This is a genomic window from Pantoea sp. ANP04, assembly GCF_041982285.1.
GTDB lineage: Bacteria > Pseudomonadota > Gammaproteobacteria > Enterobacterales > Enterobacteriaceae > Pantoea > Pantoea eucalypti.
In genome coordinates, this window is record NZ_JAUTYS010000003.1 from 281,441 (window position 1) to 304,466 (window position 23,026).

At 54.0% G+C, this 23,026-nt stretch carries 21 protein-coding genes and 1 pseudogene; 14 read left to right on the forward strand and 8 right to left on the reverse strand.

Annotation, left to right across the window (positions count from 1 at the left end):
- The first annotated feature begins 231 nt into the window (after positions 1-231).
- The 5 genes and pseudogenes from Q7C21_RS06130 to Q7C21_RS06150 all read left to right on the forward strand — a co-directional run.
- Positions 232-1,245, forward strand: coding sequence for an HNH endonuclease domain-containing protein (locus Q7C21_RS06130; RefSeq protein ID WP_003850950.1), 1,014 nt, complete (start codon positions 232-234; stop codon positions 1,243-1,245).
- Positions 1,242-1,916, forward strand: coding sequence for a class I SAM-dependent methyltransferase (locus Q7C21_RS06135; RefSeq protein WP_375150514.1), 675 nt, complete (start codon positions 1,242-1,244; stop codon positions 1,914-1,916). Before Q7C21_RS06130 ends, Q7C21_RS06135 begins: the two co-directional genes overlap by 4 nt.
- Positions 1,917-2,333: 417 nt before the next feature.
- A complete protein-coding gene (locus Q7C21_RS06140) occupies positions 2,334-2,612 on the forward strand; it encodes a hypothetical protein (protein ID WP_231001619.1) in 279 nt (92 codons plus the stop codon).
- Complete coding sequence (locus Q7C21_RS06145) at positions 2,593-2,802, forward strand: hypothetical protein (RefSeq protein ID WP_033762275.1); 210 nt, start codon at positions 2,593-2,595, stop codon at positions 2,800-2,802. The genes Q7C21_RS06140 and Q7C21_RS06145 overlap by 20 nt, the downstream gene beginning before the upstream one ends.
- A gap of 559 nt (positions 2,803-3,361) precedes the next feature.
- A pseudogene (locus Q7C21_RS06150) lies at positions 3,362-3,556 on the forward strand (hypothetical protein); the annotation flags it as partial.
- 358 nt (positions 3,557-3,914) lie between these two features.
- Here the strand turns inward: Q7C21_RS06150 and Q7C21_RS06155 are convergent.
- Both Q7C21_RS06155 and Q7C21_RS06160 read right to left on the reverse strand, forming a co-directional pair.
- Complete coding sequence (locus Q7C21_RS06155) at positions 3,915-4,907, reverse strand: YsnF/AvaK domain-containing protein (protein ID WP_003850959.1); 993 nt, start codon at positions 4,905-4,907, stop codon at positions 3,915-3,917.
- A 16-nt stretch (positions 4,908-4,923) separates the two neighbouring features.
- The gene (locus tag Q7C21_RS06160) at positions 4,924-5,325 is read right to left on the reverse strand and encodes a YsnF/AvaK domain-containing protein (RefSeq protein ID WP_003850961.1); all 402 of its coding nucleotides are present in this window, start codon (positions 5,323-5,325) and stop codon (positions 4,924-4,926) included.
- A gap of 544 nt (positions 5,326-5,869) precedes the next feature.
- Here Q7C21_RS06160 and Q7C21_RS06165 point away from each other — a divergent pair.
- The 3 genes from Q7C21_RS06165 to Q7C21_RS06175 all read left to right on the forward strand — a co-directional run bounded on the left by Q7C21_RS06165 (position 5,870) and on the right by Q7C21_RS06175 (position 7,829).
- Entirely contained in the window at positions 5,870-6,379 is a 510-nt protein-coding gene (locus tag Q7C21_RS06165) for a DUF2501 domain-containing protein (RefSeq protein WP_105099515.1), read from the forward strand.
- 130 nt (positions 6,380-6,509) lie between these two features.
- Complete coding sequence (locus Q7C21_RS06170) at positions 6,510-7,145, forward strand: hypothetical protein (protein WP_003850964.1); 636 nt, start codon at positions 6,510-6,512, stop codon at positions 7,143-7,145.
- A gap of 15 nt (positions 7,146-7,160) precedes the next feature.
- Positions 7,161-7,829: a MarC family NAAT transporter gene (locus Q7C21_RS06175; protein WP_003850965.1), complete on the forward strand. Its 669-nt coding sequence runs from the start codon at positions 7,161-7,163 to the stop codon at positions 7,827-7,829.
- A 43-nt stretch (positions 7,830-7,872) separates the two neighbouring features.
- On the opposite strand, the gene Q7C21_RS06180 is transcribed toward Q7C21_RS06175, so the two are convergent.
- From Q7C21_RS06180 to Q7C21_RS06190, 3 genes are read right to left on the reverse strand one after another with little or no spacing between them, the layout of a single operon-like run.
- The gene (locus Q7C21_RS06180) at positions 7,873-9,135 is read right to left on the reverse strand and encodes a c-type cytochrome (RefSeq protein ID WP_375150515.1); all 1,263 of its coding nucleotides are present in this window, start codon (positions 9,133-9,135) and stop codon (positions 7,873-7,875) included.
- Positions 9,136-9,139: 4 nt separating this feature from the next.
- Complete coding sequence (locus Q7C21_RS06185) at positions 9,140-10,909, reverse strand: GMC family oxidoreductase (protein ID WP_033762281.1); 1,770 nt, start codon at positions 10,907-10,909, stop codon at positions 9,140-9,142.
- Between the two features lie 36 nt (positions 10,910-10,945).
- A complete protein-coding gene (locus Q7C21_RS06190; RefSeq protein WP_008925470.1) occupies positions 10,946-11,674 on the reverse strand; it encodes a gluconate 2-dehydrogenase subunit 3 family protein in 729 nt (242 codons plus the stop codon).
- Positions 11,675-12,363: 689 nt separating this feature from the next.
- Here Q7C21_RS06190 and Q7C21_RS06195 point away from each other — a divergent pair.
- The 3 genes from Q7C21_RS06195 to Q7C21_RS06205 all read left to right on the forward strand — a co-directional run bounded on the left by Q7C21_RS06195 (position 12,364) and on the right by Q7C21_RS06205 (position 16,864).
- Entirely contained in the window at positions 12,364-13,935 is a 1,572-nt protein-coding gene (locus Q7C21_RS06195) for an ABC transporter substrate-binding protein (RefSeq protein ID WP_375150516.1), read from the forward strand.
- 119 nt (positions 13,936-14,054) lie between these two features.
- Entirely contained in the window at positions 14,055-15,557 is a 1,503-nt protein-coding gene (locus Q7C21_RS06200) for a helicase HerA-like C-terminal domain-containing protein (protein WP_375150517.1), read from the forward strand.
- Positions 15,558-15,583: 26 nt separating this feature from the next.
- Positions 15,584-16,864 carry a DUF445 domain-containing protein gene (locus Q7C21_RS06205; protein WP_375150518.1) on the forward strand — a complete coding sequence of 427 codons (1,281 nt, stop codon included), beginning with the start codon at positions 15,584-15,586 and terminating at the stop codon, positions 16,862-16,864.
- Between the two features lie 9 nt (positions 16,865-16,873).
- On the opposite strand, the gene Q7C21_RS06210 is transcribed toward Q7C21_RS06205, so the two are convergent.
- Positions 16,874-17,782 (reverse strand): LysR family transcriptional regulator, encoded by a 909-nt coding sequence (locus tag Q7C21_RS06210; protein ID WP_375150519.1) that lies wholly within the window; start codon positions 17,780-17,782, stop codon positions 16,874-16,876.
- 102 nt (positions 17,783-17,884) lie between these two features.
- Here Q7C21_RS06210 and Q7C21_RS06215 point away from each other — a divergent pair, with 102 nt between their 5' ends.
- On the forward strand, positions 17,885-18,514 hold the full coding sequence (locus Q7C21_RS06215) for an NADPH-dependent F420 reductase (RefSeq protein ID WP_375150520.1): 630 nt from the start codon (positions 17,885-17,887) through the stop codon (positions 18,512-18,514).
- A 315-nt stretch (positions 18,515-18,829) separates the two neighbouring features.
- Here the strand turns inward: Q7C21_RS06215 and Q7C21_RS06220 are convergent, their stop codons facing one another.
- The gene (locus tag Q7C21_RS06220; RefSeq protein WP_003850977.1) at positions 18,830-19,675 is read right to left on the reverse strand and encodes a BtpA/SgcQ family protein; all 846 of its coding nucleotides are present in this window, start codon (positions 19,673-19,675) and stop codon (positions 18,830-18,832) included.
- Positions 19,676-19,704: 29 nt separating this feature from the next.
- Between Q7C21_RS06220 and Q7C21_RS06225 the strand changes: the two genes are divergently transcribed.
- On the forward strand, positions 19,705-20,586 hold the full coding sequence (locus tag Q7C21_RS06225) for a PfkB family carbohydrate kinase (RefSeq protein ID WP_078804815.1): 882 nt from the start codon (positions 19,705-19,707) through the stop codon (positions 20,584-20,586).
- Here Q7C21_RS06225 and Q7C21_RS06230 read toward each other — a convergent pair.
- On the reverse strand, positions 20,579-21,529 hold the full coding sequence (locus Q7C21_RS06230) for a substrate-binding domain-containing protein (RefSeq protein ID WP_375150521.1): 951 nt from the start codon (positions 21,527-21,529) through the stop codon (positions 20,579-20,581). The genes Q7C21_RS06225 and Q7C21_RS06230 overlap by 8 nt on opposite strands.
- Positions 21,530-21,853: 324 nt before the next feature.
- On the opposite strand from Q7C21_RS06230, the gene Q7C21_RS06235 reads away from it, so the two are divergent.
- Positions 21,854-22,876, forward strand: a complete 1,023-nt coding sequence (locus Q7C21_RS06235) for a LacI family DNA-binding transcriptional regulator (RefSeq protein WP_375150522.1) — start codon at positions 21,854-21,856, stop codon at positions 22,874-22,876.
- Positions 22,877-23,026 lie beyond the last annotated feature (150 nt).

Genomic DNA, 23,026 nt, shown 5'->3' on the forward strand with positions numbered 1-23,026 from the left:
GCCCCACAACTGAGTTGCCTGAATAAATCCGGCTATGGCCCAACGTTTTAACCTGAGCATCCTCCCTCAACTTATCTCTTACGCTGATGTTGTCTTGATTGTCTTACAGCGCCTGCTCGCCTTTAAAAACTCCCAAATCCCTCCCCACCTTTACGGTTTACATTTACCTGCATTTGTTATGTGATCCTGTTACATGAATTTCTCGAGCTGTCTCGCAAAACAGGATCCTGCATGCGCTTTTACCAGGCCGATCCCCGCCTCGAAAACTACTGGCGCGGCGTTATTCTTTTTGGCAAAAACGTCGCGTCCTATAAATTTGCTCTTGCCCATGCGCTATACGACCTGAAGCAGCCGGACAACGATTTGATTACGCTGGAAGCGCTGGCCGTGCCTTTTGTCCGGCATTTGTGCGCTCACCTGCGTCATGCGCCAAAGCAGATTACCAGCAAAAGCAGCGAGTTTCTGGAGGCGTGCAGGCAATTCAACGCAGGCGAAATCAACGAAGAACAGTTAATCGCTATTACCGTTAAGCGCGGTTTTGCTAACGTCATCGATGCTTTTCATAATGTGAATCATGCCGAGATCGACAAACGCTTTTTCCTGGATGAACGGCGAAGTCATAAAGGCATACGACTTACGGATAATTTTTATCAGCTGACGGAAAACGAACAGTTCGCCAGTCTGGAAGCGGAAACGGATGCAAGATGGCGGCTGGTTGAAGAAGCCTGGGCGATGAATGTTTCACGCAACCTGATTGCGGTTGATTATGACGATAATGACAAAATGCTTTTCAGCCGCCAGAGTGGTCGCCGCGTCGATATTACCAGCTGTCGCAGCAGCCTGAACGGCTACCAGAAAGGACTGTGTTTTTACTGCTTCCGCGCCATTGGCGTGACGGGCGGCGAAGAGAACCTGGCGGATGTCGATCACTTTCTGCCGCTGATACTCAGCGAGCAAATCGGCAACCTCAACGGCGTCTGGAATCTGGTGCTGGCCTGCCAGACCTGTAATCGTGGCGCTCAGGGTAAGTTTGCGCGCATCCCGTCAATAGCGCTGCTGCAGCGACTGCATGATCGAAACGAATACTTTATTAACAGCCATCTGCCATTGCGGGAGACGTTACTCCGCCAGACCGGCGCAACGCCGATACTACGGCACAGCTTCCTGCAAAACAGTTGGGATACGGCAAAATTTTCCCTGCTCCACGAGTGGCAGCCAGCGGCACAGGGAGGCAGCCAGTTTTGAGCAACGAAGATTATTACCGTCAGAACGCTCAACAGTTTTTTACCGACACGGCAAGTGTGGATATGTCTGCGCTTTACCTGACATTTACCGGTTACCTGCCGCCAGGCGCTCGCATTCTTGATGCAGGCTGCGGTTCAGGTCGTGACGTCAAAGCCTTTAGTGAAATGGGTTTTGACGTCGAAGCCTTCGATGCATCAGCAGAGTTGGTTGCGCTGGCTCGTCAGTGGTCCGGAAAGCCTGTAGCGCAGATGCGCTTTCAGGATGTTGATGCGGTTGAAAAATATGACGGTATCTGGTGCTGCGCATCGGTGCTGCATGTTTCCCACACTGAACTCCCTGACGTCATGGCAAAGCTGGCCACAGCGCTAAAGCCTGGTGGCGTCTGGTATCTCTCCTTTAAGCATGGTCACGGCGAACGGGAAAAGGACGGGCGCAGATTTACTGATATGGATGTAACTGGGTTTCAGAAACTGGTTGAAGGAATGAATACTCCCGGCAGGGCCCCCCTGGCTAAAAAAAAGCTGGGGATCATAAAAGAGGCTGGATCTAAGGACGCAACGGGGAACAGGTTCGCTTTTGAAACGGCAAAAATCTGGCAGACCGGTGATGTACGTGCGGGACGCAGCAATGAGATCTGGCTGAATGCGATTATCAGGAAAAGTTTAATTTGATAGCTGGCCTGGGAAATCCCTGACTCCTGCTACAACCTTAATCACTCACCCAGCCCCCAAACGCAAAAGAGCCAACCTCGCGGTTGGCCCTTTCTTGCATCTTGCATCTTGCATCTTGCATCTTGCATCTTGCATCTTGCATGCTCAGCATGCGGGTATCAGCGGTGCCCGTTTACAGTTCACTTTATTCTCTCGGGTTGTATTTCTTTCCGGCTAGTACGGATATTTTGTGACTATATCGAAGAAAACAGGTCACGGTTATCCGTAGAAACTTTACAGAAAGTTTTTACATAAAATCATTAGCAGCTGTCCTTTCAGTTCAGCCTGCACTGCCAAAAATTTGCCATGACCATTACAATATTTTAAAGTTAATTCATCAATGGACGCGATTTCCGGGGAAAAGCAACGGACGCAACAATGTTCCCCAGCTCAGTCTTATCGGGCATGGTTTCAGTACCGATGGATTTATCTGGGGCTGGAGCGAACCCTCAGGGCGTAATTTCCCGCGCCTGTGAAGCCTCCAGACGACTTCAGATGCAAAACCCTGAACTGTGGAGAAAACTGCGGGTTAACGACTACGACATGCTCTATTTCATGTTTGAAGAACCCCTGCAGAACTTCATCAAAATGGGTGAAATGTTACGTAAAAACCCCTCAGCCTCCAGAGAATTTATTAATGCTATCGAAACTTATTAGACTTCTTCGTAAGCTCATCGCCGAAGTGTCCGGCGGTCTGGTATTAATGGCTATGGTCGTGGGCATATTTTTGGCAGCCACGCTGAATGAAGGTGCCATGCGCATCATTGTTCCGCTGCTCGTTCTTGTCGCTGGACTGGTGGTTTACGGCCTGACCTGGTTGATTGCTGAAAAGCCAGACCGTCGTTAACCCCGCACTGACTTCAGCCCGGACAACAAGCGTAAGTCGTCATGAGTTCAGACCAGATACCTAACGAACACGCTGTCTTTGCCTCTTGCACAATAGGTCAGACAGGACGTGAATATGGCGATTTTTGCAAGGCTGGATAGTAAAAACCTTCCATCCTCAATTTAATTACGGCATTAAATTCATCAACGCGATTATTATTTCCGTGATGATAAAAGTAAAAAAACAATGAAGACAGTTCGGCAAATATAATTTTAAAGATAGACATTAACCAATCCCAGGCAATCGCTAATAAAATATACCGAAAGAAAAGCGGAAAACTTAATTCAAACCAAGATAATACATTATAAAACCAGCAAGGATATTAAACAACTTATCATAGGAGCGTCCTTATCACTGACTTCAGAAAATCACTTCACAGAATAATAACACCCACAACCACCTGAATATCTTATCACTTTTATTACTGAAGATTCCCAAAGCGCTATTTAATGAAGAAAGTCAGGAACGTTCAGCTCCTCAGCTTTTTAGGAAAACTGAATAAGCACATAACGAGGTTGCGATGGAACAAGCACAACGCCGTCCGTGGGGATGGGGACTGGCGGCACTTCTGGTCGCAGGCAGTGCATCAGCGGCGAGCTGGCAGGATCATCAGCTGAGCAGTACAGCGTCGCAGCTCAGCACCGGCACCGGCACCGGCACCACACAGCAGAATAGCGGTATATCGCTCTCTTCTATCACCAGCAGGCAGCCCGGCCTCAATCAGCGCGGGCCACTCGGATAAGGCACGGATCTGCCAGCGCGATACATTCAGTAAGCTTTCGCCAGCGATAGCGCTCAATGCCAGCATCAGAAGCGTCATGGTCAACAACAGTGTGGCGGCTAAAAAAGCTTTGGAATGATCGCCAGTCCGGTAAATGGCAGGCAGGCCAGAAACAGAATTGAGGCGACCGCGTGTAAAGGCAGCACCACGTTTACAAGCCGCAACCATAACCGCTCCCCCCCAAACGCAAAAGAGCCAACCTCACGGTTAGCTCTTTCTTGCATCTTGCATGCTCAGCATCGGGCATCAGCAATGCCCATCATCATCATCTGTTGTTGTCAGGATGAGCGCCTCAATGTGAGTGATCATGCAACTTACTTTCAACCTTGTCCTTCACTTCGCTGGCTTTCTCGTTCATCTTCTCAGTCAGGCTCTCTTTGTGGTCACGGTTATGTACCCCCGGTGACTGCGCGCCTGCTGCTGCGGTCGCAGGTTTTACGCCTGCAGTCGTACCCGGCAGTTCGCTCTCCAGACCGCCTCGTGCATGGTCGATATCCACTTCCTGACGACGCACCGTGTCATTAATGGTCTCGGTACGATCGCTGCCGTCGGTACGCACCACCACTTCTTCTTTCACGTGGGTCGTTTTGTTGATCACCGGCTGCTCATGGGTCTCAGCAACTTCGACGGTTTTCTCGGACCAGTCCACTTCTCCCGCCAGCGCCGGTTCATTCACCGAGCGACGGAAGATGTCAGCGTGCTGTTCATGCAATGAAATATTTTCAGAGACGGTATCGGTCACGGTATAGCGGCGTACGCGGGTGGAGCCTTCGCTTACCAGACGTTTACCCACTTCTACCTGCTCTTCGGCCAGACGCAGAATATCGGCTTCGCTCTCGTCACCGGTCAGTGAGGTGCGTCGCGGTTCAACCTGGCGGTCGTTGGTCTCACCGGCAAACTGCTTACCTGCTGTCGGGTTGATGCCCGGCGCGCTGCTGCCATTATTAACTGAGCTTTGCATGCGTGACGGCACATCTACCGAGTCATGAGAATGGAGAATCGTCATGGCGCGGGCCAGTTTCTCCTCCTCAGTACGGATGGTCAGCACGACGCCGCCCTTATCCATGGCTCTGGTATAGACATCCGCCTCATCTTTATCGACGTCGTGCCCAAACAGACGCTGCCACAGGCTCGGATGGCGGACAGACTGCCCTTCCTGCTGCAAACGTTCTCCACTGATAAGACTGATGTCCCGATCAGAAAAGCCTGCTTTCACGAGATTTCTTTTCGCGGCCTCTGCCTGAATTGCAGAATCGAACAGTGTTACGATTTTTTCCTGTGCCATGATAGGTTCCTCTCTGTTAGCTAATTTGATCGTCATCTCTTTCAACGTTCACCTGCTGCTTACGTCGGGTCACCACTTCCTGAAAAGGAACATTCTCCTGCACTTTTCGGATGTGGATCTCCTCTTTAAGCACCAGCTTTCTGACAATCTGGATTTCTTCCTCTACTACCGGGACAATCAGTACACCGTTCTCTTCCCTGATTTCGGGCATCGTTTCAACGGGATGCGCTTTTGCTACATGCTCAATCTCAACCTTCTCCCGGTTAAGCAGTGTACTGATGACCTCGTCATGCTCAGTTGTGGAACGGGTAACGCGGACATGTCCATCCACAATCTTTTGCTTCGTCAGGGCTATTTGCTCTTCAGCGAGTTTAAGCGTGACGTCTGCATTATTATTGTGCTCTGGCTGTCCAGCCATAATATCGCTCCCGTTAAATTAAATAATTACCACAACTGCCTGACACAGTGATTAAGCATGAACACTCTGGCTGATTTCGCAAGCCGGAATAATAAAAAACTCCGCTAACTCAATTTAATTACGGCACAGACACTTGCATCAAAAACAAGCACCCCGGTTTAAATTACCGCTACGTTAAATATAAAAATTACATGAAACACATGATGTTATATTAAAATAGTTTCTCAGGTAAATATTAACAGCCCAGACGCAAGCGCTTAGAAAGCACTCTATAAGCAAAGCGGTAAATTTAATTTAAACCAGGACGATTCCTGATAAAAAACGTGAGGATATTAAATAATGTTTCAGCGAGAGGCACTTATTACTGCCTTCAGCAAATCACTTCACAGAATAATAACACTAACAAGCATCTGAATATTTTATCGTTTCTATTACAGAAGATTCCCAAAGTGCTATTTAAGACGCTATTTATAAAAGGAAGTCAGGAACTTTCTGCTCGTCAGCCTCTCTTAGCAAAACTGAATAAGAAGATACTGAGGTTAAGATGAAGCAGGCACAACGCAGTGCATGGGTTTTGGGCGTGGCAGCACTTCTGGTGGCAGGCAGTGCATCAGCGGCAAGCTGGCAGGATCAGCTGAGCAGTGCAGCGTCGCAGCTCAGCCAGCAGAACAACGGTAGCACCACCAGCACCACGCAGCAGAATGGTGGTCTGTCGCTCTCTTCTATTACCAGCATGCTGGGCGGCGGCGACAAAGCGGTCAGCGCCAACAGCATGACCAACGCGGCTGGTGTGATGCAGTATTGCGTCGAACACAACGTGGTGAAAAACAATGTGCAGTCGGTGAAAGATCAGGTGCTGAGCAAGCTCGGTCTGAATACCACCACCGCGCAGGAACAGAAAACCGATTACACCCAGGGTGTGGCAGGTCTGCTGAATACCGGAAATGGCCAGCAGCTGAATCTGCAAAGCCTGAGTAACTCGCCGATGGGTGAGAAGCTCAAAACCAAAGCCTGCGACGTGGTACTGAAGCAGGGCAAAAACTTTATTTCCTGATCCCCCTCTTCATCTCTCCCCTCGCAGCACTGAGGGGAGCGTTAAACCCCGCCATGCTGTGATGCCTGACATTCCCATAACCTGGGGTTGAGCGCTATAGTGTTGTTTTGGTTTCTACAGGACAGCACGCATGAAAGGCATCAACATCGCACTTTACTTCGACCCCGATCAGATTCAGGCCTGCGTTCACGAACAGGATGACAGCTATCTCAGCAAAAAATTCGAGTATGACGATGGCGTGATAGAAGAGATCTACCAGTGGCTGGAGCAGTATGAACCCAAACGCACGCACATCTGCCTGATTGAGAACGAAACGGCCGAACTGCTGGCCGATGAGCTGGTCGACAGTGGATTCCGCGTCCATCAGGTCACCATGCATCAGCTGCTGAGCTGGTTCGCCACCGAACCACCGTCCACGCCAGACGGCACGCCTATGCGCGCCATGCTGCGCTTCCTGGAAGATGAACATCCGCGTGAATATGAGTCCCGCACGCCGCAGACTGAAGCACTGATGGAGATGTTCGACGAGCTGGATGCACTGGAGATGGTCGATGACGCCGACGACGAAGACACGCTGCCAGGCGATCTGCTGCGCGCCATGAAGAAGCACAAAATCACCGCCAGTGCTGCGGCTCAGCGTCTGTTGCCGGACGTCAACGAGCGTATCCGCGAACATCTGATGCAGTATCCCGAACTGATGACGCCAGAAATCCTGCAGGACTTCTTCCCGGAGCTGCTTGAGGCGCTGGAGCGCCCGAAACACTAATCAGGGAGTGCAGACATGCTGGAGCTGATTAAAGCCGTTAGTCTGGGGCTTGTCGTGATCCTGCCGCTCGCCAATCCGCTCACCACCGTGGCGCTGTTTTTAGGGCTGGCGGGTGATATGAATTACCAGCAGCGGAACCGGCAGGCGCGCCAGGCGTCAATCTATGTTTTTGCCATCATGGTGGTGGCATGGTACGCAGGCAGCGCGGTGCTGCATACCTTTGGCATCTCGATACCGGGCCTGCGTATGGCCGGTGGGCTGATCGTTGCCTTTATCGGTTTTCGGATGCTGTTTCCGGCCAAGCCTGCGGGCCATTCGGTTGAAGCAAAGCAGAAACTGGATGAGCTGGATGAAGCCAAAGAGCCGGTGAATATCGCCTTTGTGCCACTGGCGATGCCTAGCACCGCGGGACCCGGGACCATTGCGATGATCATCTCGTCCGCCTCGACGGTAAGAAGTGGCGTTGATTTTCCCGCCTGGGTGATTAGCGTGGCGCCGGTGCTGACCTTCCTGCTGGTGAGCCTGATCCTCTGGATCTCTCTGCGCAGTTCGGGAGCCATCATGAAGCTGGTGGGCAAAAGCGGCATTGAGGCGATCTCGCGCCTGATGGGATTTTTGCTGGTCTGCATGGGCGTGCAGTTCATCATTAACGGCGTGCTGGAAGTGGTGCGCACCTTTCACTGATCCGGAATGTCCCCTCTCCTGACTGGCAGAGGGGACTGCCTGATTACTTCAGCGTTTTACGCACCTCAGCAACCTGATCTTTACTCACCGCTGGCGCGGTGTTGCTCCAGCCCTGGCGAATAAAAGTCGCCAGCTGCGCGACTTCATCATCGCTCAGACGCTGGGCAAAGCCCGGCATCGCCAGCTTAGACGGTGCTTTCGCTGTAGAAGGCTGCTGCGCACCGGCCAGAATGGTATGGATCAGACCGGTTGGATCCTTCGCATTCACGATGGTTGCCCCATCCAGCTCCGGGAAGATCGCGGGTGCGCCTTTGCCGGTCACGAAGTGACAGGCACCGCAGTTATCCAGATAGAGACGCTCCCCTTCGCTGAGGTTCTTCGCCGCCGTGAGCTTCGCTTCCGTTGCCTGCTGCGCCTGCACGCTGAACGCCTGCAATGGCGGATTGCCGCCCAGGAACTTCAGGTAGGCCGCGATGGCTTTCAGATCGGCATCAGTCATGTGTGAGCTGCTGTGCTCAACCACCGAGGTCATCTCACCGCCCACTGCCGCTTTATCGTTACGGCCGGTCTGCAGGTAATCCACGATCTCCTGCTCGCTCCAGTGCGGCACACCGCGCAGTGACGGCACATCCCAGTTGTTCAGGCTGCCGCCTGCCAGGAATTTATCATCACCACTGTCCAGCGCTTCCTCGTTCATGCCCAGACCGCGCGGCGTATGGCAACTGCCGCAGTGGCCCAGACTCTCCACGATATAGGCACCGCGATTAACCTCGGCTGATGCGCCACCAATCGGCTGGAACGGCTTATCTGACGCGAACGCCCAGTTCCAGAAGCGCATGCCCCAGCGCTGGCTGAACGGGAAGCTCAGATCGGTTTCCGGCGGCTGTTCTGCGCTCGGCTGCACGCCTTTCATGAAGTAGACGTAAAGCGCGTGGATATCGGCATCACTGATTTTGGCGTAATCAGGGTATGGCATCGCCGGATAGAGATGCGATCCATCCGGTAACACTCCCTTGCGCACCGCGTCAGAGAACTGCTGCTCGCTGTAGTTGCCGATACCGTGCTGCTTATCCGGGGTGATGTTGGTGGAGAAGATGGTGCCGAGGTTCGACTCAATCGCCAGTCCGCCTGAATAAGCAGGTTTGCCGGGCAGTGAGTGGCACGCCATGCAGTCGCCCAGCCGGGAGAGATATTCGCCCTGCTTAATCAGTTGCGCTTCATTTTCGGCGTGAGCAGGCAGCGCAAATCCGCTGGCCAGCAGCAACGCGTTGGCAAAAATAAAAGACTTCAGTTTCAGCTTATTCATGCGCTTATGCCTGTACCAGTGGGCCGGGATTTTTCAGGTAGTGATCTTTGATCGCCTGCGCCGCCATCAGGGTAATTGCACCGATGGTATCGGTCGGGTTCGCCTGGAAGTTCTGCGGGAAGGCATTACCGCCCGGCACAAAGACGTTATGCACATCCCAGCTCTGGAGATACTTGTTGAGTGCAGAAGTTTTCGGGTTATCGCCCATCACTGCGCCGCCCACGTTGTGGGTAGAGACATATTTAGTGAGATCGAAATCCGCGCCCATCGGCAGGAAGCTCATACTCATGCTGTCCGGGTTCAGCTCTTTGGCGATATTGCCGACGATGCCTTTCAGATGCTGCTGCAGCTTCAGCTCGTTCTCTTTCCAGTTAAACGTCATGCGCAGCAGTGGCAGACCACGGTGATCGTTGTAGTTGGGATCGAGATCCAGATAGATATCGCGGTAAGACTGGCAGGTGGTGGTGATGCTGATCTTCATCGAATGACCGTACCACTCTTCCAGACCTTCCTTGTAGCCCATGCCCCAGGATGGCGTGCCTTTTGGCAGCGCGGTGCTGATTGGCGTACCGGTCGCCTGCGAGCTGTGGATCTTCGCGCCGCCCAGGAAGCCGAGCGAAGGACCGTCGAAGTTGCCTGGCGAGATATCGTTAAACATCTGGCCGGTGGCGCCCGCGGTGGCGTACGGATTGAAGTTTTTATCTTTGAAGAACAGCGTCGCGCCGCCGTTCGACAGGAACGCGTAGTTACGCCCTACCACGCCCTCTTCGGTAATCGGGTTATAAGGCTTGCCGATGCCGGAGAGCAGCATCAGACGCACGTTGTAGAGCTGGAAGCTGCTCAGCACCACAATTTTCGCGGGCTGGAAGCACTCGTTGCCCTGCGCATCGATGTAGATCACGCCTTTCGCGGTTTTCTTATCATCGTTCAGCACCACCTTGATCACTTCTGCGTTGACTTCATACGAGAAGTTCGGCATGCGCTTCAGCGAATCCATGACTGCGGTCTGCGGCGATGCTTTGGAATAGTTCAGGCAGGGATATTTACTGCAGTAGCCGCAGTAGTTGCATGGGGCGATCTGGTTGCCGTACGGGTTTTTCCATGCACGCGACACACAGGCTGACGGGTTCGGGAACGGATGGTAACCGAGTCTGGTCGCCACCTCTTTGAACATTACGTTGTTTAACGTGTCATCCAGTGCAGGCAGCGGATAAGGCTCAGAGCGCGGGCCTTCAAACGGATCGCCGCCTTCCATGATTTTGCCGCGCAGGTTGCCGGTGTTGCCCGACTGGCCGCAAATCAGTTCGAATTTGTAGTAATAAGGTTCGATCTCTTCCCAGCTGAACGGGAAGTCCATTACCCGCATATCATCCTGCAGAATGCCCGGCTTATACGCCTCGTCGACATAGGTCTTCAGTTTGATATCGGTTGGCGTCGGACGGATCAGTACCGCTGTCCAGTGCAGGCCAGAACCGCCTACACCGGTGCCCGGTGCAAAGGCGCCCCATTTACGGGTGGGTAATGCGGTCTGGCTGCTGTTGTAGCGCACGGTGACCGCCACTTCGGCGGGCGTTGCAAACACTTTGTTGCGCACTGCATAGGCGTATTCATCCGCCGGTTTTGGATAGGCGAACTCGTCGTAATCACGATCGCCGCCACGCTCCAGCGCGCGCACGTCCAGACCGGCCAGCGCCAGCTCGATGCTCATCAGCGAGCCTGCCCAGCCGAGGCCGCAGACCACGACGTCGACTTCTTTTTTAGTAACCTGTGCCATGATAATCCTGTTTCAAATACCTGATGTGGAAGCGCGTTATGCGCGTTCACCTTTGATGCTGACCGGGCCCAGCGGATAAGGCACGTTGTGCTGTTTCACCCATTCGGTGAAGCTGGCACGCGCGCCCGGGAATCCGATGGCGATCCAGGCTTTCATGCCTTTATTACCGCCGTACATCGGGTCGGCCAGGTAGCCATGCTTGGTATCTGAAAGCAGCTGGCTGAAGAAATGGGAAGGTTTAAGATCGGCTTCGCCCAGCGCGGCAAAATCGATCTCGTTTTTGTTGACCTGGGTCAGCACCGCATCTTTCTCTTCCAGCGTCAGTGCATGAAACGCTTTCTGATGTGTGTTCTGCGACCACTGATTAATCAGCCGGATACCGGTCTGATACATCTGCTGTGGGCGGAACGGAATCTGATAACCCATGGTGGCCGGCGCCTGGGTATTAAAAGGCCCCTGCAGGTAGATTTCGCTGCCAAACGCCTCGCTGTGCAGCTGCTGATCGATAAAGATTGGCACGTTGGTTTCCAGCGCGCCCGGCGCTTTGCCTTTGCCGCCCGCCGGAATCAGGCGGTCGGTAGCAGCCAGAATGAATTGCCACTCATCGGCGCTGAAAAAGATCGGTTTGTAATCGGTTAACTCGGGTGCAGCCATCTCTGCAGCCTGTGCCGCAGTCATGCCTTTCAGGACCAGCTCACTTAATGGCAACGCCAGCAGTGAACCGAGCAAAAATTTACGCCTGGTGGTGGGTTTTTCTAAAAGCATATCCGCACGACTCTCATCTGCTAAATACCCGTTTAATTTGTTATGTCGCTGAAAGGCTGAATAGAGTCAGAAAACTCTCCACAGAGATAAATGCAAACAGCACTGACGACGGCAAAACAGACAAGGGCGGGTAAAATTATGGTTCGGTGACTAACGGAACTTATCGGTTAATAACCTGGCAATATTAGGGATATAAATATTTCTGAATGTAAAAATTGAATTAAAAAGATGTCGAAGTGAAAGTTTATCATGGTGTTGCAGAAGGGTTATCGAGAGGTAAAAGATTTACATCGCTGAAATCGGGGATAAAACCGCATAAACATCGGGTATTTGGCTGATTCGACGCAGAATGGAGGGTGTTATTTTCACTCTGTCATCATCACGTCTGCTAACCGATAAAAAAAAATCATACTTCCATACAAGAAAAGCGTTTCTGATCGTTAACACTATAGTGGCTTTATCAGCCGCACAATCAGACAGTGCGCAATTTGTGATCGCATGAGTAAAAGCGTATTAATTTTGTGCATTTTAAAGTAACGACGAAATAATTACTGACAGACACTATCTTATTTTGTCTCTTTGCCCAAATCGCTGCGCAAATATTTGTGCAAAGCTCATAACAAACCGGCATTTTGAGATTATCAGGCGCCCGATAGAGTAGAGCAATCAACGGCTCAGGATAATGCTCAATGCGCAAAACACTCTTGTCACTGGTTACTGCTCTGGCACTGGTTCACCCGGCACATGCCGCCACGCCTGCTGACACTCTGGTGGTCGCTGTGCCACTCGATGGCATCATCAGTTTCGATCCGGCGGAAAGTTTTGAAACCGTCAGTAATAGCAGCCTGCGCAATATCTACCAGACGCTGCTGGAGCCGGATCACCAGAACCCGCAGAAGCTCTCGCCACTGGCCGCCACACGCTGGCAGGCCGGGAAAACGCCCCACAGCCTGGTGTTTGACCTCAACCCGCAGGCTCATTTCGCCAGCGGTCATCCGCTCACCGCGCAGGATGTTGTTTTCTCCTTAACCCGCGCAGTCAGACTCAATAAAGCACCCTCTTTTATCCTGGGCGAGTTTGGCTGGACGCCGGAAAATATCGATCAGCAATTCACGGCGATCAATGACCACCAGCTTGAGCTGCGCTGGCCCGCGGAGATCGGCAGCGATCTGGCGCTGCGCCTGCTTACCGCGCCGGTCGCCTCCATCGTCGACAGTAAACTGGCGCAGGAACACGCCAGCAGCAACGATTACGGCAATGCCTGGCTGAAGAACCACTCCGCTGGCAGTGCGGCTTATGCCATAAAACAGTTCGTGCCGCTGCAGGCGCTGGTGCTGGAGGCCAACCCCCACAGCACGCAGAAGCCGCATCTGAAGCGCGTATTACTGAAAGGTGTAGCCGATCCCGGCTCCCGGCGTCTGCTGATCCAGCAGGGTGACGTGGATGTCGCCTGTCAGCTCGGCCCGGATCAAATTGCCGCACTGAAAAATACTGCCAATGTGCGGGTCGATGCTTTTCCGTCCAGCCTGATCTATTACCTTGGCTTTAACACCCAAAGTCCGCAGCAACCGGCGCTGGGGAACCCGGCGCTGTGGCAGGCGGCACGCTGGCTGGTTGACTATGACAGCCTGGCAAACCAGTTGCTGAAAGGTCAGTACCGCATCCATCAGAGCTTCCTGCCGGACGGCTTTGACGGTGCGCTGAACAGCACGCCGTTCCATTACGATCTGAAAAAGGCGCAGGCGATACTGCAAAAAGGCGGCATTAAACCCGGCACGCATATCGCGCTCACGGTAGTGAACCAGCCGCCTTATATTGATGTGGCGCAGGCGCTGCAGGCGAGTTTTGCCAAAGCAGATGTGCAGCTCGACATCCAGCCGGTGGCGGAATCAGAGCTGTGGAGCAAAATGCGCAGCCGCGACTTTCAGGCAATCTTCACCTACTGGGGCGCGGACTACATCGACCCTAACAGTAATGCCAGCACCTTTGCCTCTAACGTGCCAGGCGGCGGTAAAACCCTGGCTTGGCGCGTCGGCTGGTCCATTCCGGAACTCAGCGCCCAGACCCGCGCCGCCGCCGGAGAGAGCGACGCCGTGAAACGCCGCAACCTCTATACCGGATTGCAAACCCGCATCCAACAGGATTCGCCGTTTGTTGTGCTGCTACAGGGTGCGGTCCAGGTGGCGGTACGCAGCAACCTTAATCACCTGCAGCAGGGCATCGGTGTCAGCCTGCTGAATTTTGAAGAGGTGCAGAAGTAAGTCCTGGTTTGAGGCCGTTGCTTCACGCAGCAACGGCTTTTTTGGTGAATAGTTCTACTCCTGTGCCGCTCTGGCTTGCTATCCTTCAGGCATAACCTTCAGCCTGAGAGTGGAAAATCATGACTTCCCCGCTACTGATTGCCCGTACGCCAGACGTTGAACTTCATCTGTTACCGCAAATGGCCAACCGCCATGGCCTGATCACCGGCGCGACCGGTACCGGTAAAACCGTCACGCTGCAGAAGCTGGCCGAATCGTTCTCTGCCAGTGGCGTGCCGGTCTTTATGGCCGACGTCAAAGGCGACCTGACCGGCGTGGCAATGGCGGGCCAGTCCAGCGAAAAGCTGCAGGAGAGGCTGGCGAAAATCGGCGTCACCGACTGGCAGCCGCAAAGCAGTCCGGTGGTGCTATGGGATATCTTCGGCGAGAAAGGTCATCCGGTGCGTGCCACTGTCTCCGATCTCGGGCCACTGCTGCTGGCGCGTCTGCTGAACCTCAATGAAGTACAGAGCGGCGTGCTGCAGATTATTTTCCGCATCGCCGATGACCAGGGTTTGCTGCTGCTGGACTTCAAAGATCTGCGCGCCATGACTCAGTACATTGGTGACAACGCCAAAAGTTTCCAGACGCATTACGGCAACATCAACAGCGCCTCGGTCGGCGCAATCCAGCGCGGATTACTGACGCTGGAGCAACAGGGCGCGGAACACTTCTTTGGTGAACCGATGCTGGATATCGCCGACTGGATGCGCGTCGACAGCAATGGCAAAGGGGTGATCAACATCCTTTCCGCCGAGAAGCTTTATCAAATGCCAAAACTCTATGCCACCAGCCTGCTGTGGCTGCTGTCGGAGCTTTATGAGCATCTGCCGGAAGCGGGCGATCTCGATCAGCCAAAGCTGGTGTTCTTCTTTGATGAGGCGCATCTGCTGTTTACCGATGCACCCGCGGTGCTGCTGGAGAAAATCGAACAGGTGATGCGGCTCATCCGCTCCAAAGGCGTCGGCGTCTGGTTTGTCACTCAGAACCCAGGAGATATTCCCGATCGGGTGCTGGGGCAGCTCGGCAACCGCGTGCAGCATGCCCTGCGCGCTTTCACCCCCAAAGATCAGAAAGCAGTAAAAACCGCCGCCGATACCCTGCGTGCCAACCCGTCATTTAACAGTGTTGAGGCGATTCAGGCACTGGGCACCGGCGAAGCGCTGATATCCTTCCTGGATGCCAAAGGCAGCCCGTCGGTAGTGGAACGCGCCATGGTGATTGCGCCCGGCTCGCGCATGGGTTCGGTTACCGGCGATGAACGCAACGGCTTAATCAACCATTCGCCGCTGTATGGCAAATATGATACTGAAATCGATCGCGAATCGGCATTTGAAAAGCTGCAAAAAGGCGTCCAGGCCGCCAGCGATGAAGCCGGTGCACCACCAGCCAAAGGCGACGAGGTTGCGGCAGACGATGGCATTATCGGTGGTCTGAAAGAGATCCTGTTTGGCCGAACCGGTCCGCGCGGCGGTAAGCACGACGGTGTGGTGCAAACCATGGCGAAAAGCGCCACCCGCCAGATCACCAGTCAGATCATTCGTGGGGTACTCGGCAGCCTGCTGGGTGGCCGTCGCCGATGAACCCGGCTCTCTGCTAAGATCAGGTTATGGATAAACAATACGAACTGAAACGGACGAAACGTCTGGCACTGTTGCTGTTACTGCTCGCCGCAGCCACTTTTATCGTCACCCTTTTTCTGCCTCCTGGCTTTTGGGTCAGCGGCGTCAAAGCGATTACGGAGGCCGCAATGGTCGGCGCACTGGCGGACTGGTTTGCGGTGGTGGCGCTGTTCCGGCGCGTGCCGGTGCCCTTTATCTCACGCCATACCGCCATCATCCCGCGCAACAAAGATCGTATCGGCGAGAACCTCGGGCGCTTTGTGCAGGAGAAGTTTCTTGATACCGATTCACTGCTGAATCTCATTCGCCGTCACGATCCTTCAAACCTGCTGGCGCAGTGGCTGAATGCGCCGGGCAACGCGGACCGCATCGGCCGCCATCTGCTGCAGGTGATGCGTGGTTTCATCGATCTGACCGATGACGCGCGGATCCAGACCTTTATGCGCCGCGCCGTGCATCGTGCGATTGACAAGGTCGACCTCAGCCAGACCAGCGCCATGGTGCTGGAGAGCCTGACCAAAAATAACCGTCATCAGGCGCTGCTGGATGCGGCCATCGAACAGCTGCTGAAGTTGCTGCATAAACCCGCGACCCGCGAGTTTATTGCCATGCAGCTGGTGCGCTGGCTGAAACGCGAGCATCCGATCAAAGCCAAAATGTTGCCGACCGAATGGCTGGGTGAACACAGCGCCGAGCTGGTGGCAAACGCGGTCGATTCGCTGCTGGATGATGTGGCACTGGATCAGGGCCATGAGCTGCGTCTCGGCTTTAACCGGGCGGTAGACAAGCTGATCGTTAAGTTGCAGAACGATCCGGAAATGGCCCAGCGCGCCGAAGAGATCAAAGGCTGGCTGAAAGAGGATGCCTCATTCAACCGCTACATCGGCGAGCTTTGGAATGACATGCGCAACTGGCTCAAAGCCGATCTCAGCAGTGAGGATTCGCGGGTGCAGGAAAAAGTGCGTGGTGCAGCCTTGTGGCTGGGTGAAACCCTGGCAGCCGACCCGGCGCTGCGTGACTCGATGAATCAGCATCTGGAACAGGCGGCGCGCAGCGTGGCGCCGGAGTTTGCCAGCTTCCTGACGCGTCACATCAGCGACACCGTCAAGAGCTGGGATGCACGCGACATGTCGCAGCAGATCGAACTCAATATCGGCAAAGACCTGCAGTTCATCCGCATCAACGGCACGCTGGTGGGCGGCACCATCGGGTTGATTCTCTATCTGCTGTCGCAGCTACCCCAGTTAATCCCGCTGCTGAGCCGCTAACCGCCTGGTTTAGCCGGATGCAGGTGGATAGAGGCCAAACCCGGTGATAATGGCATTAACAAAGCTACGAATCTTCACCGTCTGACGGCGGCCCGCCGGGATCAGGACATGCATGGGGCGTGCTGGCCCGGCATAATCGGGCAGCACCTGGACCAGCCTGCCCAGCCTGATCTCTTCAGACAGAATGGTGGCCGGTCCCAGGGTAATGCCGTAGCCCTCCAGCGCTGCGTGCAGGAGCGCTTTCCAGTCATTCGATCGCATTCTTCCCTGCGGATGCACTTCTTCGACTTTCCCGGCCTGAGTAAACACCCAGCGGCAGGGTTTTGAAGGCGACCATATCCCATAAACGAGACAGGCGTGGTTCTCCAGATCTGCTGGCGTGGCTGGAAAACCGTGCCGTGCCAGATAGGCGGGTGACGCACAGGCTATCAGCTCATAGGGCTGCAACGGATGGGCGATGATCGAACTGTCCGCCAGCGCACCAATCCGGATCACCACCTCATATCCCTCTTCAAACGGATCAACCAGCCGATCGCTGAGTTCAAGATCAACCTGCGTATCAGGAAACCGATCAAGATAGCGGGTCACAAACGGCGCCAGGCTGAAAGAACCAAAGGTGACCGGCGCGCTGACCTTCAGCGTACCGGATGGACGCTGCTGCATATCCAGCGCAATTGCATCCGCTTCCTGCACGTCAGCCAGCACGATTTTGCAGCGTTCGTAATAATTGCGGCCCACATCCGTCAGGCTTTGTCGTCGCGTGGTGCGATGCAGAAGTAGCGTGCCGAGATGCCTCTCCAGCGCCGCGATATGCTTCGCCACCATTTGCGGTGAGATGAGCAATTTCCCGGCGGCGGCGGCAAACGAACCTGATTCCGCGACGGTAACAAATACGTTCATGCTGGTAAGTCGATCCATGATTCCCTCCTGTTGGTTGTTTATATTGCGTCCGTTTGTCGGTTTATTCACCTCCTGTTTTCAATTAAGGTCAGGACGTGAAAACTCATCGAGGAACAACCCATGAAAATAGGCATTATTGGCGCAGGTTTTGTTGGCCGGGCGATAGCAAAACTGGCAATTAAAGCGGGACATGAGGTGATGCTCAGCAACTCGCGTGATCCACGAACGCTGTTCAGTCTGAAACCGATGATTGGTTGCGAAACCGGTACTGCCACCGAGGCTGCAAACTTCGGCGAAGTGGTCGTGATCGCTGTGCCGCTCACGGCAACTGAGCAACTTCCGGCAGCGGAGTTACGGGGAAAAATCGTGCTTGATGCGGTCAATTACTATCCCGACCGCGATGGCGACATCGTAGAGCTACTTAGTGGTGGCATCAGCACCAGTGAACGGCTTGCCCGCCAGTTTCCCGGCAGCCGGATCACCAAGGCATTTAATGCCATCCGCATGACCGATCTGGAAACCCAGGGCCTGCCCCCGGGCGATGCGAACCGTCAGGCGCTACCGCTGGCGGGAGATGACAGCGAAGGAAAGGCTATCGTCACGGCGCTTTATGATGCCTTTGGGTTTGATGCGGTGGATGCGGGCGCGTTAGCGGAAGGCTGGCGTTTCGAGCGTGCGACACCCGCCTATTGTGTCGCACTCAGCAGAGAACAACTTATCAGGACACTTTTGGAGACCACCCGGCGCTAAGCATAAACAGCCTGTGGGTATAGAGAAAAGCGGCTGAAACCGTCATTCGCAGACGGCTAATAAACGTATGCTCCCTGAGCTGGCACGGTTAGCCAACTAAAAAGGCCGCTTTCGCGTAATGCCGACCAGTTAAGACAGAAATGATCGGTTGAACGATCCAGTGGCTGAGTGAAAATCCTTAAAGAAGCATTATCCGCGGGCGGTAAAAAAGAAACCGCAGCGTTACCCGCTGCGGCGTTCTTAAAAGCTTAACTGACAAGCATTACGCCTCATCAGCAGGTTTTTTTGTGGTCTGCGCCAGGTGATAAACGGTGGTTAAGCCGGATCCAGCGCAGCCTGTGCGATCGCCATAAAGTGTTTTACCCTCTCGCGATCCACATCGTTCCACCAGACACCATCCACCTTAAGTGCACTGGCCACAATTACGGCCTGCGTGCGGCCCAGAATCTGGCAGACGTTAGCGGGTGTGACGCCCGACCCCACCAGCAGTGGTAAGGTGGTGGCGGCGCGGATCTCGTCGATTTCCTCCAGTGTGGCGCTGTCACCGGTGCGCTGTCCGGTGGCGATAACTGCATCTGCTTCAAAGAAATCAACATCGCGTGTCAGTTCCTGAATGGAGCGATCGGCCACTATCGCATGGCTGCCGTGTTTAACGTGACTGTCGGCAAACACCCGAATATGTTCGGCGCGCAGCTGGCTGCGGTAGCGCAGCGCTTTCGCGGCAGCCCCTTCAATAAAACCTTCGTTGGCGATATAAGCATTGGCCCACTGATTGACGCGGATAAAATCCGCCCCGCCCGCCAGCGCGGTGGCAAAAGCAGGTAATGCAGCGTTCGCCAGCACGTTAATACCCAGCGGCACGCCGAAACGTTCGCGTACTTTTTCCGTAATCACCGCCATCAGCGCCGGCGTTTCCGGGCCGATATCCTCAGGTTTGGAAAAAGGAATATCGCCATGATTTTCCACAATCAGGCCGTGAACGCCGCCCAGAATATAGTTTTCCGCATCACGTAATGCTCGATCAATTATCGCGCTGACGGGTTTACCGCGATATTTAGGCGAACCCGGAAAAGGGTCACAGTGAATAACACCAATAACAGCTTTAGGACGGGAAAATATCGCTTGTATTGCATCAATTTTTTCTGCTGATATAGCAACCATCGCTTCTTAATCCTGTTCAGGAAAACACTATGCGTGTTTATGTGGCTGGTAATATTACTGTCGATGAAACCTGGTCTGTTACCGATATTCCAGCTAAGGGCGCCTCTGTTCACGGTTATCAACGTTCGCAGGATATCGGCGGCAAAGGCGCGAACCAGGCGATCGTATTATCCCGCTGCGGCATCGAGACCTGTTTACTTGCCGCGACCGGTCATGACAGCAATGGAAAATGGATCCGTCAGCAGCTCATGAACGAGCCCGTGACGTTATTGCCCACGCAGTCCATTACCGCGTTGAGCGACACCTCACTTATTCTGCACAGCGCCGATGGCGATAACGCCATTATTACCAGTAAGACGGCGGCCGAGGCGCTGGATATTGATACGCTTCGCCACCATCTTGCCAGCGCGCGTCCGGGCGATCTGCTGGTGCAGCAGGGCAATTTCTCCCCTGAGAAAACCCATGCGCTGTTCAGTCTGGCTAAGTCCCAGGGACTGATTACCGTCTTTAACCCCTCGCCAGTGCACGCCGGTTTTGCCGCATGCTGGTCGCTGGTGGATATCGCCGTGGTCAATCAGCACGAAGCGCAACAGTTACAGCCCGACGCAGTAAACACAGTGGTGACTACGCTCGGAAGTGCAGGTGTCTGGCTCACTCAGGGCGACCAGCGAATATTCTGCCCGGCGCACCCCGCCGATGCAGTAGATACCACCGGCGCAGGCGATACTTTTCTGGCCGTGATGCTGGCTTCCGCGATCCTGCGCGAGGGTGACATTGATGCATTAGCACTCGCGCATGCCAGTCAGGCTGCTGCGCTGACCGTCAGCCGTTATGGCACACGTCAGGCCTTTCCCACTGCAGAAGAGCTCGCCGCACTGCTCCAGTCAGGCGGCGAGTCAGCGATTACTTAAACATCGCGCGGTAGCTGTCCACGTTAGCTTTGGTTACCACTGTGGCCGGCACCAGAATGGTTTTTGCCACCGTTTTGCCCGACGTAAGCGCGTTCAGCGCTTTTACTGCCTCTTCACCCATCTTTTTCGGATCCTGCTGCAGTACGGCCGTGACATAACCGCCATCAATGCCGCTGATGGCTTTTGAGGTCAGATCCCAGCCAAAGACTTTGATTTCCTTCTGGCGCCCCTGATTTTCAACGGCAGCAATCGCACCCAGCAGAGCGGGTTCACCGGTCGCGTAGATAGCCGTTAAATCCGGGTTACCGGTAATCAGGTTTTCTGCTGCTGTCATCGCAGTATCCTGCACGTTCTGACCATCAACCACATCCGCCACGGTGATACCCGGATTGCTCTTGATGGTTTCTTCAAACCCTTTCTGACGCTGGTTCTGTACGGCCGAATTCAGTGCGCCCACAATGCCCAGCCGCGCTTTGCCGCCCATATCTTTCGCCACGTAGTCGACAAAATATTTACCAATAATTTTGCCGCCTTCCAGGTTATCCACGCCCACCTGTGCTGCCTGCGGCCCCGCTGGTAATACCGCATCAATGGCAATCACCGGTATTTTAGCTGCCGCTGCTTCTTTTATGGCTGGCATAATGCCGTTGACGTCAATTGCATCCACCATAATACCCTTCACGCCCTGCTGAATATAATTTTCTATCGCATCGTTCTGCGACACGGGATTATCGTTGGCATTGAAGATCACTAAATTTTTACCACTTGCTTTCGCTGCTTCCTGGGCGCCCTTGTTCATCTGATTAAAAAACAGGGCCTGCTGATTAATCTGAACCAGCGCATATGTGGAAGCGGCTTGCGCCAATGAAAATAACGAACCCGCAGACATTAAGCCGGTTGCCAGTGCAACAGCGCGCAGTTTTCTGGTGTTAAATGCCATCATCTTAAAATTCCTCGTCGGGAATGAGAGATAACCAGTCGATCTCCGCATCGAAATGCAGAGGGATTATTGTTGGCGGGCAAATATCGTCTGAATGGCTGCTTCAGCCAGGACCTGAATAATCGACTTTCTGCACACCGTCCATTATGGTGCACGTATGAAAGAGAGTAATCGGGCTTGGGAGTGACTCCCGGGTAATGCGGTAAACTGCCTCTAACATTCGCTTCTGCTTAAATTTTGTCAAGCGATTATTTTATCGTCAGCGGTCAGGGAAAAAACTGTATTCGCTGCGCGCAACTGTGTTACTGATAGCCGATTCCGGGCAAGATGGCAGATGATATGAGTAAAAAACGGGTGCTGTTATCCGATGTTGCAGCGCTGGCCGGACTGTCAAAAGCGACCGTTTCCCGCTATATGAATCAAAGCATTATCCTGCCGCAGGAGACGATCGACCGCATTGAAGCGGCGATTCGCCAGCTGGATTATCGCGGTAATAGCCTGGCTCGTCGCCTGAGCAAGGGCGGCAGTGAAACCCTGGGGCTGGTGCTACCCGATATTACCAACCCCTTCTTTGCCGAACTGGCGGATGCCGCCGAAGAAGCCGCCTCTGCCCATGGCTACAGCCTGGTGCTCTGCATTACCCGAAACCACCCTGGCAAAGAGAGTCAGTTTATCCGCTGGCTGGATACCTGCCAGGTGGACGGCCTGCTGTTTACCACCAACCATCCTGATAACGGCCTGTTACGTAAAGAAATTAACCGCCACCAGCGCATCGTGCTGCTGGATGAAGATATTCCGGGTAGCATGGTGCCTAAGGTCTTTGCCGACAACGTTCAGGGAGGCCGGATTGCTACCGAAAACCTGATCGCCGCAGGTCACCGGCACATTGCCTTTGTCGGCGGTCCGGATGAACTGATGAGTGTGCGTGAACGCTACCAGGGCTTTTGCACCGCCATGGAGCAGGCTGGCCTGCATGTTCTGCCTGAATGGGTGATGTATGGCGAATACCAGCGCGAGTTCGGTAAACAGGCGCTGGAACGGCTGTTTAGCTGCGCTGAGCGCCCTACCGCCGTCTTTGCTGCCAGTGATTTTCTCGTGCTGGGATTGATGGATGGCCTGCGCGCGCGCGGACTCAAAGCACCCGAAGCGCTGTCGCTGGTGGGCTTTGATGACGCGACCTATGCCGACTTCACCCTACCCCGTATTTCAACCATCCGCCAGCCCGCACGCGAGCTGGGCCGCACGGCGGTAGAGATTATGTTGCGTATTCTGAATGATGACCTGTCGATCCCCGCCGAAACCCGCCTGCCGATAGAGTGGGTGGCGCGTGACTCGATCCAAATTTGTTAACAACGTCCCAGAATGGCGCAAAAGCGCACAGCTTTGGCGCAAATAATGAGCTTTTTAATTTCTCAGGTTTATAGTAAGTAAACCGGTTTACCTAAAGTAAAATGTTAAATGCATTTTATTACAGTTAGTTAGACCGCGAATGTAGCGCCT